We start from the raw sequence: 13,126 nt of genomic DNA, 5'->3' as shown, positions 1-13,126 counted from the left end.
TTATGTAACTTACCTCCCTTCGCGGTATCATAGAGGCCATGTGATGCGCTATGGCATCTGTAAGAATATAGGCTATGAGGGAAGAGATGAAATTTCTGGTAACGGGTGCAGCTGGTTTTATCGGTGCAAATGTCAGTAAACGCCTCCTTGAGGCCGGTCATCAGGTTGTCGGTATTGATAACCTTAATGAATACTACGATGTCAACCTGAAGCTGGCACGCCTGGAACTGTTAAAATCTGAGAGTTTCACCTTTCACAAGCTGGACTTAGCTGACCGGGAAGGTATGGTCACGCTTTTCGCCAGTGAGAAGTTTGATCGTGTGATTCATCTTGCCGCGCAGGCTGGCGTACGCTACTCCCTTGAAAACCCACATGTGTATGCTGATGCCAACATTATTGGTCATCTCAACGTGCTGGAAGGCTGCCGCCATAACAACGTTCAGCATCTGCTTTATGCCTCATCCAGCTCCGTATATGGCCTCAACCGCAAGATGCCCTTCTCGACTGACGATTCCGTGGATCACCCGGTTTCGCTTTATGCCGCGACCAAAAAAGCCAATGAGCTGATGTCGCACACCTATTCGCATCTCTACAACCTGCCGACAACTGGGCTGCGCTTCTTTACCGTATACGGTCCGTGGGGACGCCCTGACATGGCACTGTTTAAGTTTACCAAGGCGATGATTGAAGGCAAAAGCATCGATGTCTATAACTACGGTAAGATGAAGCGCGACTTCACGTACATTGATGATATCGCTGAAGCCATTATTCGCCTTCAGGATGTTATTCCTCGGTCAGACCCAAACTGGACCGTTGAGGCCGGCTCACCTGCGACCAGCTCAGCGCCTTATCGGGTTTATAACATCGGCAACAGTTCACCAGTAGAGCTGATGGACTACATCACCGCTCTGGAAGAGGCCCTGGGTAAAAAAGCGGAAAAAAATATGATGCCACTCCAGGCCGGGGATGTTCTGGAAACCAGCGCCGATACCCAGCCACTTTATGACGCGATCGGATTTAAACCGCAAACCTCGGTTAAAGATGGGGTGAAGAACTTTGTAGACTGGTACAAACGTTTCTATAAAATTTGAATACATTCAATATGTCTACGCAAAAAGGAACTGCTATGTCTATTCCAGTAATTCACCAGACAGATCTTATCGTAGGTCGCTCTGTTAAACTTCGAAATGTAAAAATCGATGACGCAGCTTTCATTGTTGCGCTGAGAACGAATGAGAAAAAGGGTCGATTTATAAGCACGACCTCTGATGATACTAAGGCACAAGAAAAATGGATCGAAGGTTATCTGAAAAGTGAGGGTCAAGCCTACTTTATCATTACCGATCTCGAAGATATACCTTTTGGTACGGTAAGAATTTATGATCAGCAACAAGATTCTTTCTGCTGGGGATCATGGGTCATTCATGAGGATGCACCTTCACATTTCGCAATTGAGTCGGCGCTTTTAGTCTACTACTACGCGTTGAAATTAGGTTTTACCCGCGCCCACTTCGATGTCCGTAAAGGTAATCTTTCTGTCATTAGGTTCCACGAGCGTTTCGGTGCTGTTCGTCAAAAAGAAACAGAAGATGATATTCTTTTCACTATTTCGAAAGACAGTATTCAGGACTCAATGAATAAATTTAAGAAATACCTTCCTCAGCATATTTTAATTAAATAAAAGACATTTTCCTCAATTAACATCAAATATAAAAAAGGACAGACCATTACTGTCTGTCCTTTTAAAGAACATTTTTTATTAATCACTACCAAACAGATCGCGGGTATACACTTTATCCGCCACGTCAGCCAACTCTTCCGCCATGCGGTTTGAAATGATGACATCGGCTTCTTTCTTAAATGCGTCCAGATCGCGGATCACCCGTGAATTGAAGAACTGATCCTCCGGCATGGCTGGCTCATAGATAACAACCTCAACCCCTTTCGCCTTAATGCGCTTCATGATCCCCTGAATAGAAGAAGCGCGGAAGTTATCGGAGCCACTCTTCATGATCAGACGGTATACGCCGACGACTTTCGGTTGACGCGCAAGGATGGAATCGGAGATAAAATCTTTACGTGTACGGTTAGCATCAACAATCGCCGATATCAGGTTGTTTGGCACAGCCTGGTAGTTTGCCAGCAGTTGCTTGGTGTCTTTTGGCAGACAGTAGCCACCGTAGCCAAATGAAGGGTTGTTGTAGTGATTACCAATGCGCGGATCGAGACACACCCCTTCAATAATCTGACGGGTGTTCAGTCCAAGACTCTCTGCGTAACTGTCGAGCTCATTGAAATAAGCCACTCGCATTGCCAGATAGGTATTCGCGAAGAGCTTAATCGCCTCAGCTTCAGTGGAGTCGGTAAACAACACCTGAATATCTTTCTTAAGCGCCCCTTCCTGAAGCAGCACGGCAAAGCGCTCAGCACGCTCAGAGCGTTCGCCAATAACAATACGCGAAGGATGCAGGTTATCGTAAAGTGCTCTCCCCTCGCGCAGGAACTCCGGCGAGAAGAAGATGTTATCAATCCCAAACTTCTCTTTGATGGATTTAGTGAAACCAACAGGAATCGTTGACTTAATGACCATCACCGCACGAGGGTTGATCGCGATAACGTCTTTGATCACCGCTTCGACGGTTGAGGTGTTGAAGTAGTTGGTTTTGGGATCGTAGTCAGTAGGCGTCGCAATGATGACGTAATCCGCATCGCGATATGCATCTTCTTTGTCAGTCGTGGCGCGGAAATTCAGCGGCTTATTGCTGAGATAGTCCTGGATTTCTTTATCGACAATCGGCGATTTTTTCTGATTGAGCATGTCCACTTTGGCCTGCACGATATCCAGTGCAACCACTTCGTGGTTTTGAGCAATCAGAATGCCGTTAGAGAGACCGACATACCCTGTTCCGGAAATTGTTATTTTCATTCGCTAATGACTTCTATGAGTTAATTGTACTGATGGTCACCTGACCATCGCGATAAACATAACTGTTGGGCTTTGTACCTCCTGGCAAACAGAACTGTCAAGGCAAACCAGGAGTAATCACTTCGAGTGGGATGAGATTCAGACTACTTCGAATATAAGGCAGCAGTTTTTGCATAAAAAAACCCGGAGACGAGCTCCGGGTTGCGATGACAGCGAGTGCGTTAACTCATTCCATCCACTCGGTATGGAATACGCCTTCTTTATCAGTGCGCTTGTAGGTATGCGCGCCAAAGTAGTCACGCTGCGCCTGAATCAGGTTAGCAGGCAGAACGGCCGCACGGTAGCTGTCGTAGTAGGCTACTGCAGCAGAGAAGGTTGGAACCGGAATACCGTTCTGAACAGCGTAGGCAACCACGTCACGCAGCGCCTGCTGGTATTCGTCCGCAATCTTCTTGAAGTACGGTGCCAGAAGCAGGTTGGCGATACCGGCATTTTCAGCATAGGCATCGGTGATTTTCTGCAGGAACTGGGCACGAATGATACAGCCCGCACGGAAGATCTTCGCAATCTCACCGTAATTCAGGTCCCAGTTGTTCTCGTCTGATGCCGCACGCAGCTGAGAGAAGCCCTGCGCGTAAGAAACGATTTTACCCAGGTAAAGTGCACGACGCACTTTTTCAACGAATTCTGCTTTATCGCCTGCTGGTTTAGCCTGTGGGCCAGACAGCACTTTAGACGCCGCGACGCGCTGCTCTTTCAGGGAAGAAATGTAACGCGCGAAGACAGATTCGGTGATCAGAGACAGCGGTTCGCCCAGATCCAGAGAGCTCTGGCTGGTCCATTTACCGGTACCTTTGTTCGCTGCTTCATCCAGAATCACATCAACCAGGTATTTACCCTCTTCATCTTTTTTCGTGAAGATATCTTTGGTGATGTCAATCAGGTAGCTGTTAAGCTCGCCTTTGTTCCACTCGGTAAAGGTTTCAGCCAGCTCTTCGTTAGAGAGGTTCAGACCGCCTTTCAGCAGGGAATAAGCTTCAGCGATCAGCTGCATGTCGCCGTATTCGATACCGTTGTGCACCATTTTCACATAGTGACCTGCACCGTCCGCACCGATATAGGTTACGCAAGGCTCACCATCTTCAGCCACGGCTGCGATTTTGGTCAGGATAGGTGCAACCAGTTCGTATGCGTCTTTCTGGCCGCCAGGCATGATGGATGGGCCTTTCAGCGCGCCCTCTTCACCACCGGAAACACCGGTACCGATGAAGTTGAAGCCTTCTGCGGACAGTTCACGGTTACGACGAATGGTGTCCTGGAAGAAGGTGTTACCGCCATCAATGATGATGTCACCTTTTTCGAGGTAAGGCTTCAGGGAGTCAATCGCTGCATCGGTACCTGCGCCCGCTTTCACCATTAACAGGATACGACGAGGCGTTTCCAGAGACTCAACGAACTCTTTCACCGTATAGAAAGGAACCAGTTTCTTGCCTGGATTCTCGGCAATCACTTCTTCGGTCTTATCACGGGAGCGGTTGAAAACGGAGACGGTATAACCACGGCTTTCGATGTTGAGCGCCAGGTTGCGCCCCATCACTGCCATACCGACAACGCCGATCTGTTGCTTGGACATTACATACTCCTGTCAGGTGTGAATAGTTGTAATTTCTAAATATGAGATATGGTGATTATACAGTTAAGATGTGAGTTTGGGAACAAAGTATAGCGATGACACTAAACCCTTATTTTTTGTATCTGAATTTTAACCATCGATTTCGCAGTGCTTTATTAACAGGAACCTCGAATAATTTAAATATAATAACAGATCCTAAAACAGACAAAATAAATGCAGTTAAAGCCGTCAACATTATAGCTAAGATATCATCAGCATGATTGTCATTTGTTATTTTAAAAATAACCCTTATGACAATTAAATGAATCATATAAAAAGAGAATGATGCCTCTCCTAAAAGAACAAAACAACGATGCGATAATAATTTAGAAATGACCCCGCCGTCATAAGAAAAAACAAACACCATAAATGCCATTGCGGGTATAAATAGCAAATCATAGCGTAAATTCATATCAGAAATAAAATTAGTAGAAAGATACAACGTCAACCCTAACAAAATAACTGATAATATCTCCATGAAACTAAACATACTTTCAGACAATACAGGCATTTTTGAAACATGCATGCGACATAAAAGCATACCAATAATGAATCCATTAATTCTAAAGAAAGGGTTTATGTAGAACAGCCAGTGATCAGATACTAGGTCTTGTGGGTGAATCAAGAAATAAAATTGAAGCACTAGTATCATTGCTAACAAAATTAGTAAAAAACGAGTTTTTAACACTACTAAAAACACAAAGCTACAATAAAAGAAAAGTTCGCAAGAAAGACTCCAACTCACTGGATTAAATGAAAAATAAACATCTTCCAATGGAATAAATGCATGCAGCAAAAAAAAGTTAAAAATAAGAGCAATGATGTGCAAAAAGTCAAAATTAGAGAAATGGCTAAAAACAAAAAAAGAAAACAACAATGTTAACCAATGGACAGGAAATATCCTAACGACTCTAAAGAAAATAAAATCCTTAGAATCAAAATACCCATCCGCTTTATGTTTCCTGAAGCTATACGATATTATAAAACCGGACAATATGTAAAAAAAAGTAACTCCAGCATAGCCAGAAAAAAAATATCTTGCGAAAGATTTTATTATTGGATTGTCAACTGAATTAAGAACGCCTAGATGATGCAGAAATACGCCAACTGCTGCAAAAAAACGTAGTGATGTTAAACTAAAGATATGTTTATTTAACATTAAAAAATAACCTATGAATTTTCATTGCTTCCGCATGACTGAATATATTTTTCTAAATAGGGTTATTGGCAACAATCTTGGAAGAGAGCGCAACAACAAGATGCACGAAGCGGATAAAAAATTTTGAAAACCAAGTTTATGTTTAAGTCTCGCCAGTATTAACTCGCTGTGGATATAAGACAAACCACGACGACGGTTTAACATAGCATTTCCAGTTCTTGCGTAGACTAATATATCAGCTATATTACCTACAGTTTTCCCTTTTGATAAAACTCTTAGCCATAAATTATAGTCCTCCATAAAATGGTGATGCATATAACCACCAACGCTCATAATTTCATCTTTTTTGAACATAACCGTCATATGATTAAAGGGGTTTTTTAAAACTGCATATTTCAAAATATCCACATGCGTTTCAGGTACTTTTCGAACGCCGGTAGAAATATTAATGTCGTTTTCAAATTCGCTGATTGCCCCTCCTAAAATACAAAGTTCAGGGGATTCACTAAACTTTCTTATCTGAAGCTCAAAGCGATTTGGCACACAAATATCATCGGTATCCATTCTCGCAATTAGAGCATGATTACAACTCTTCATTCCAATATTAAGCGCATTGCCTAAACCAACATTATTTGGTAGTGGAACAATATGTAGTGGTAAAATCTCCGCCCACTTATTTATGACGGAGTGTAATTGTTCGTTTATCGGCCCATCCAGCACTACAATAATTTCGTTAGCTTGATAGGTTTGATTAAAAAGACTTTCAAAGCATTGCTCCAAATTACCAGGGGTCTCTTTAGTATATAAGGACATTAGAACACTAAAATCGATCATTTCTTTATTAAATCCCTATAGCAAGCACGGTATTTTGATGCAACGACTGACATGTCATAATTTTGACTAACCATATTATATAAAGACGAAATCAATTCTTCATTGCAAGTATCCATGGAGTTAACTACTTTAACGAAATCTGAAACAGTACCATCAAAGAAACAGATATTGTCATTTTCCAGGAGTTCTCTATAAACTGGCAAATCACGACATATAATTGGAAGCTTAGCAATTATGGCTTCAAATAAACTTAGCCCAAAGGATTCACTTGAACTTGGCATTGCATAAATATCAAATGTCTTAAGATAAGGGAGTGGGTTTGCTCTAAACCCAGTAAATATGCAACGATCATAAACCTTCAAACTAATGGCTAGATCTATTAACTCTTTTTCCCTGGCACCACCGCCGACAAAAATAGCGGCATGATTCGGTAAAAAAGGTAGGGCATGGACGATGGTATCCAGATGCTTCCCTGATGTAATAATAGAAGTTGAACCAATAATTTTCAGATTTCGTTTTACTAAAGAGGCGGCGGCTTCAATATATTCATCTTCAAGAACTGAGCTTTCCTCAATTTTACTTTCAACTGCTAACACATCGATTCCACTGCTAACAATATAAACATCTCCATTTGAAAAAGAACTGTAATAATTTTTCGCTATCGATGTGAATACAAATTTATTAGGGATAAATGAGAGAACAAGCTTCCATAAAAAGACAGATATTCTTGCTTTCATTGGTTTATATCTTGAAAATATATCCTCTTTAAGAAAGTTATGCATTGTTGTTACAAATGCTGCTCTCATTCCAGAGCAGCGCAGCAATACAAGTAATAAATCAGGGAAAAAACCATGGCTGTGAACAATATCGAACCCACGAAATTTATTAATGGTACCTAAAGAAAAATCCACCCTATTTTTCTTTATCCCAACAAAATTGAGTTTGTTCTTTGTGTTTTCACGCAAATAAAATATTTCTACATAACAACCCTGTGCTGTAAGCAGCTTGCACAAAGCTTCCACTTGAATCCCAGGACCACTTTTTGCAAGGCTAGGTAATATCATTGCTATTTTCATAGGTATCATTACTTATCCGATATGAGCTCGCTTGTCACCAGAGCATTTTTGAAATAGGTTTCATATACTAATGAATCATAGTTGACATCATTTAATACAAACGGGATGAAATTAAATGTTAAGTTATCAAAGGAAATAGGAGCTATATCGTTTTTGAAATATGAAGCCATACTAAATAAGCTATAAAACAAAACCAACACAAACTTCAACACAACTTTCCTACCTATCTGAAAATATTTAAAGTAGTTATTAATCGCGACATCATAAAATAAAAATATAATAAAAAAAGTCGACATTCGTGACATGAAAGGTATAAAAATACCGACCAAGAAGACCAAGCCTCCAAAGAAAAGCTGTCTTTTTAAGAATACAACTGAATAATCTCCAGTATATTTTAGCTCTCCAATGTTTTTAAATTGATATAATAAGTAAATAATTGAGAAAATAAGAGAAGGCCCAACATGTAATGTTAAATCTGTGATTTCACGATAAACTTTAATCTTGAGAAAAATAACAGGCAGTAACTGCACACCTATATTCACCAGAGAGTCACTGGTCAGCAACAGCAAAAGAAAGGAGGCTATAGAGAGAGAAATAAATATAAAAGCTTTAGAATTCTTTATGCTCGCCAAAAGAAATGCACATCCGACAATAACTGCTGATGCATGAAATGCTATTGCAAGCAAAAGATAGAAATTAGACTTTTTTTTGTTTAAATTTAATCTAGTAGTTAATGCACATAGTGCTAATATTGCGGAAACAAACTGTCTTAACTGCTCTAAAATTAATGTATTACCAAAACAAATAATAAGCAATAGTAAAAAAAATGGTAAATTACAGTCTTTATTATCAAGGACAAACTTAGTAAGTATAGCAAATGACAACAGGAAAAACAGGAGCGTTGTGATGCCAAAGTTATAATGAGACAAGAATGACAAGCATGAATACAATAAATAAAATCCAGGCTCAAACCATGCAGTTCCTTCACGAGTGAAAAAGTTTACATAATAATTTACCCAATCTTCTCCATTAAGGTAAAAAGCGGTGTAAGCCACGCCCAATAAAAAAACCAAAGAATAAGCGACTATTCTTTTTAAAGAAGCCTTAAAGTTTGGCCAAAGTAATGACAAGAACAGAAGCGGCATACATTGCGATAAAATAAACATTATTTACATAACCTATTATATAAAGATATATACCATTGAAAAAGATCAATATATTTCAAGAACCTCAATCTTTTATTGGAATTAGCTATGATCTGAATTAAGTTATGAACATAAGGAGCTTTGTATCTTTTTCTTACTGAAACATTAAACTTTAATAAATCTTTTTTTAATAACTCGCTGATGCCCGAAGACGTTACCTGGTTTTGATGAATACGATACTTTACAGTTATTACTGAACAATATGAAATACATTCATTATTCGAAAATAATTTATACCAAAGAGGTAAATCTTCTAGCAAGTAATAACTTTCATCATACCCATGATACTTGTCAAATGTTTCTCTGGATATCATTACCCCTGGAGCAACATTTGAAAAACCAAGTAAGAAGAGCCAGTCTGAGTATTTAGAATTTTGTTCCGACTTATTCTTTATTAAATTCCATGTAAAGGAATATGGGAAAACTTCAGTTGAAACATTTTCTCCAAATGTTTCAAATCGGGAAAACACAATACCGGTATTACTTTTTCTTGAAGCCATTAGATCTTCAATTGCTGTAGCTTCTAACAGATCATCTGCACCTAAAAACTTAATCCAGCTACCAGATGAAGCCATCGCACCTCTATTACAATTAGCAGGTATCCCAGCTCGTAGTTCACTAGTGATCACTTTAAATTTAACTTGTGAATTATTTTTTTCATTCCATTGTTTACAACAATTGACAGTATTATCTGCCGAGTTATCATCAGAAACTATAATTTCAATGTTAGAATAAGTCTGTTTTAAACAACTATCTAGCGTTTCTTCAATAAAATCAGCAGAATTATATGTCACTATTACGATAGACACCATTTCTTCATGGTTTAACATTTCGAAATCCATATATAGCCTTAAGTACCATAAACTTGAAGAGAGACCAAGTTAGTAATTTTTTATTATGCTTAGTAATTTCTATTATATTTTTAAGCTTAACTTTCTGAATTAAACTGGAAACCGCCAGGTCCCATTCACTTTTATTATTTATTTTTTTTCGCCAGAGGGACCTTTTTATTGTTAAATTAGTAGCAACTCTGATCATATACAAATGAACGGCAGGAATTAACAAGCTTAATGATGGAGTATCGGTGATGATGTCTGCTAATCGTTGAGCTGTAAATGCCATTTTAAACAAATTTCTATTAACTCTTCTGGTTGTTGAAAGTGTGTTTTCTGCATAATAATACTTCCCTTCAGATAGAGTAATTTTTCGGGCATTTAACATAGCCATCCGAGCTATTAACTCATCATCATTGACATTATTAGCTAAACCTCCAGCAATATTTTTGATTGCATTATAGCCAGCCAGAATCGTCTCTTTCCGATATATACCAAACGCATGAATACCCCATAACGAAATTGTATTCTCGAATGCAGTATATCCAGAAATCGGCCAATTTTGAATTGTGTAGTTAAAACGTGTGGGCTCCTTTTGAGTAGAACACACATAATAATCAAATAAAGCCAGATCAATTTCTTTATTGTTCTCAAATTCGGCCAATGCTTTTTTTATAGAAAATTGATCAAGTTTGTCATCGCAATCACAAAAAACAATAAAATTACTTTCGGAGTTATTAATCCCTACAAGGCGCGCCTCTGCAGCACCTCCATTTTTTTTGCTAATAACCCTGATATTTTTATTATTACGTATAAAAGAGTCATTAGAGATGATCTCAAATGTTTTATCAGTAGAACCATCATCAATGAGTACGAACTGTATTTGAGGGTCATATATTTCACACAGCATGTTTAGAAAAGCATTAATATTTCGCTCTTCATTATATACTGGTGTTATGACTGAACATTTATATGGATATTCTTGACTCATGCTATATCACTAACCTTTTGTAGCCTCTTAATATGAGCAATATATATAAGTATAGAAACTATTAAATAACCTAAATAGGTTATACAGTATGCAATGCTTACCCCAGTAAATGAGAAATACTTTGTTAACCCCCACGTTAATAAGGGAAATAAGATTGAAAATGTGATCTCCAGTATAGCATTAATCTTAAAATATCCCTTAGCTAATAACACTGTTGCAAATAACCAGCTTGTTATTCTGAAAACATCACCCAAATTCTGAAATAAGAACAATTGTTTTGCTGCAATAAATTCCGAACTGAATAATATCTTCAATATATATTCTTTACCCCAAAATATACTCATAGCAAACATGCAGGCAAAGGGAATAACAATGAGACTGCCTGTTTTTAAAACAGAAATATGTTCTTTAACTGTCTTGGCGGCTGCTGTTTTGGGGAAATAATATACAGTTAGTGCGGTTGTCAGGACTGCCAGGTAAGCTTCAGATAACTTCGATACAGACTGCCAATAGCCAGCATATTCTGCTGAAAAATCTTTGGTTAAAATAGTCCTCACTAGAATGAGAGATACAGGGCCGGTCAGTGCGCCAATTATGCCCATGAAAAAATAATTTCTCATTTCAGATATATGAGACGAGGTGGTTTTACCAACCCAGAAATGATATTTGAACCAATCGCATTTCATGACTACAAATACAAGCCATAGGCCTGCAATTGCATTATTCAATGCCGCAGCAATCAATGCTCCCTTTAACCCAAAAAGATATACCAATAACATCATAGAGATGGCAGAAAAAACAACAGCACATCCATTAGCAACAAAAAACCTATAATGGTCTCCAAGACCATTGAGCACACCCAAGAATATATTATTTATAACATTTAGCGGTACAACAATCAAAGCAAGTATGACTATCCAATAATAAGCTTTCGTTGAAAATAAAAGCATTGATATATTACTTGATAGAATGCACCCCAGGCAAATGATAAACAGGCATGCTACTACAGAGAGCTTTAAGGCAGCTCTCCAGTAGTATTTTGCACTTTCATAATCATTTTTATTTTCTGCGGAATATCTGTTTATCCCCTGAGAAACCTGAGAGGATACAAAACCATTTATGAACGTCACCAGATTTTGTAATTGCCCTAATCCCGCAATCCCCACTGGACCTGTATATATTGCAACAACTTTTGATATCGCGAAACCGCATAATAGTCGCAGAAGTGTCAATATTCCGCTAAAAATAGTTACTTTTGCAAAATTCAAATTTGCCATCCATTTATTTTTTGAATGACAAAGTCGACCTCATCATCGGTCATAACTGGCGAAATTGGCAAAGAGAGTACGGAATTATGCAACATTTCTGAGACAGGTAAGGATAAATGTGAAATTTCTGAGTAAGCCTTTTGATGATGAGGAGGTATCGGATAGTGTACAAGGGTTTGTATTCCCTGATCATTCAAATAGTTAACAAGACTATCCCTATTTACTGTTTTAATAACATATAAATGCCATACGTGTGAAACATCATTGTCAGGATGAACTGGAAGAGTAATATTTTTGTTAGTAATATTCTCTTGATATTTCTTAGCTATATCTCTTCTGCGTTTATTTTCATTATCTAAATTTGGTAATTTGACGCTTAAAAGCGCTGCCTGTAATTCATCCAGTCGACTATTTACCCCTTTATAGAGATTTTGATATTTTACATGTGAGCCATAATTACGAAGAGCTTTTAGTGTATCTGCTAAGCCATCATCATTCGTTGTGATCGCACCAGCATCACCCAGAGCACCTAAATTTTTCCCCGGGTAGAAACTAAACGCACCTGCATCCCCCCAACTGCCTGCCTTGATTTTAAACTGCTCAGCTCCTTGTGATTGCGCACAATCCTCAAGAACTAATATATTGTTTGCAGCAGCATATTCCTGTATTTCTTTCATCGGTGAAATCTGACCGTAAAGATGAACAGGAAGGATCACTTTTGTTTTTGTCGTAACAGCTGCTTTTATATTTTCTAGAGATAAGTTAAAAGTATTTACATCAGGTTCTACAAGTATTGGAGTTAAATTATTTTCAGATATTGCAAGAATAGAAGCAATATATGTATTAGATGGTACGATAACCTCGTCACCTTCTTGCAATTTACCCATTTCTTTCCAGGCGCGTAAAACCAACACCAGGGCTTCTAAGCCGTTCGCTACACCAATACAGTGTTTAACACCACAGTAATTAGCAAATTCAGACTCAAACTTTTGGAGATGATTTCCCATTACATACCATCCCGAATCTAACACAGATTCGAATGCACTCATTAACTCCGCATGATAAACCTGATTTATTTTTTGAAGATCAAGAAATTTAATCATTTAATAACACACCCTATAATTTGTACTGTATATCAAAAAGTAAATTTTTTTAATGTTGG

Annotated in this window: 12 protein-coding genes; 2 read left to right on the top strand and 10 right to left on the bottom strand. The window is 38.5% G+C overall.

Going from position 1 to position 13,126, the window contains the following annotated elements; all coding sequences use genetic code 11:
* Nucleotides 1-86: 86 nt before the first annotated feature.
* Together BM007_RS15240 and BM007_RS15235 are read left to right on the top strand one after the other, a co-directional pair.
* A complete protein-coding gene (locus BM007_RS15240) occupies nt 87-1,091 on the top strand; it encodes an NAD-dependent epimerase (protein ID WP_090419638.1) in 1,005 nt (334 codons plus the stop codon).
* Nucleotides 1,092-1,126: 35 nt separating this feature from the next.
* Nucleotides 1,127-1,681: a GNAT family N-acetyltransferase gene (locus tag BM007_RS15235; protein WP_061714810.1), complete on the top strand. Its 555-nt coding sequence runs from the start codon at nt 1,127-1,129 to the stop codon at nt 1,679-1,681.
* Nucleotides 1,682-1,759: 78 nt separating this feature from the next.
* Here the strand turns inward: BM007_RS15235 and ugd are convergent, their stop codons facing one another.
* From ugd to BM007_RS15185, 10 genes are all read right to left on the bottom strand, one after another.
* On the bottom strand, nt 1,760-2,926 hold the full coding sequence (gene ugd, locus BM007_RS15230; RefSeq protein WP_090419635.1) for a UDP-glucose 6-dehydrogenase: 1,167 nt from the start codon (nt 2,924-2,926) through the stop codon (nt 1,760-1,762).
* A 226-nt stretch (nt 2,927-3,152) separates the two neighbouring features.
* Complete coding sequence (gene gndA / locus BM007_RS15225; protein ID WP_024908082.1) at nt 3,153-4,559, bottom strand: NADP-dependent phosphogluconate dehydrogenase; 1,407 nt, start codon at nt 4,557-4,559, stop codon at nt 3,153-3,155.
* A 109-nt stretch (nt 4,560-4,668) separates the two neighbouring features.
* The gene (locus tag BM007_RS15220) at nt 4,669-5,757 is read right to left on the bottom strand and encodes an acyltransferase family protein (RefSeq protein ID WP_061714808.1); all 1,089 of its coding nucleotides are present in this window, start codon (nt 5,755-5,757) and stop codon (nt 4,669-4,671) included.
* A gap of 21 nt (nt 5,758-5,778) precedes the next feature.
* The gene (locus BM007_RS15215; protein WP_061714807.1) at nt 5,779-6,591 is read right to left on the bottom strand and encodes a glycosyltransferase; all 813 of its coding nucleotides are present in this window, start codon (nt 6,589-6,591) and stop codon (nt 5,779-5,781) included.
* A complete protein-coding gene (locus BM007_RS15210; protein ID WP_175557806.1) occupies nt 6,588-7,667 on the bottom strand; it encodes a glycosyltransferase family 4 protein in 1,080 nt (359 codons plus the stop codon). Before BM007_RS15210 ends, BM007_RS15215 begins: the two co-directional genes overlap by 4 nt.
* Nucleotides 7,668-7,675: 8 nt before the next feature.
* On the bottom strand, nt 7,676-8,833 hold the full coding sequence (locus tag BM007_RS15205; protein WP_073961499.1) for an EpsG family protein: 1,158 nt from the start codon (nt 8,831-8,833) through the stop codon (nt 7,676-7,678).
* On the bottom strand, nt 8,833-9,702 hold the full coding sequence (locus BM007_RS15200) for a glycosyltransferase (RefSeq protein ID WP_073961498.1): 870 nt from the start codon (nt 9,700-9,702) through the stop codon (nt 8,833-8,835). Before BM007_RS15200 ends, BM007_RS15205 begins: the two co-directional genes overlap by 1 nt.
* Entirely contained in the window at nt 9,689-10,696 is a 1,008-nt protein-coding gene (locus BM007_RS15195; RefSeq protein WP_090419629.1) for a glycosyltransferase family A protein, read from the bottom strand. Before BM007_RS15195 ends, BM007_RS15200 begins: the two co-directional genes overlap by 14 nt.
* Complete coding sequence (locus tag BM007_RS15190; protein WP_073961496.1) at nt 10,693-11,973, bottom strand: O-antigen translocase; 1,281 nt, start codon at nt 11,971-11,973, stop codon at nt 10,693-10,695. The genes BM007_RS15195 and BM007_RS15190 overlap by 4 nt, the downstream gene beginning before the upstream one ends.
* Nucleotides 11,961-13,067, bottom strand: coding sequence for a DegT/DnrJ/EryC1/StrS family aminotransferase (locus BM007_RS15185; protein WP_090419626.1), 1,107 nt, complete (start codon nt 13,065-13,067; stop codon nt 11,961-11,963). The genes BM007_RS15190 and BM007_RS15185 overlap by 13 nt, the downstream gene beginning before the upstream one ends.
* Nucleotides 13,068-13,126 lie beyond the last annotated feature (59 nt).

The sequence above is a fragment of the Enterobacter sp. NFIX59 genome (genome assembly GCF_900113755.1).
Taxonomy (GTDB): Bacteria; Pseudomonadota; Gammaproteobacteria; order Enterobacterales; family Enterobacteriaceae; genus Enterobacter; species Enterobacter pseudoroggenkampii.
This window is presented reverse-complemented; position numbering and strand designations above follow the sequence as displayed.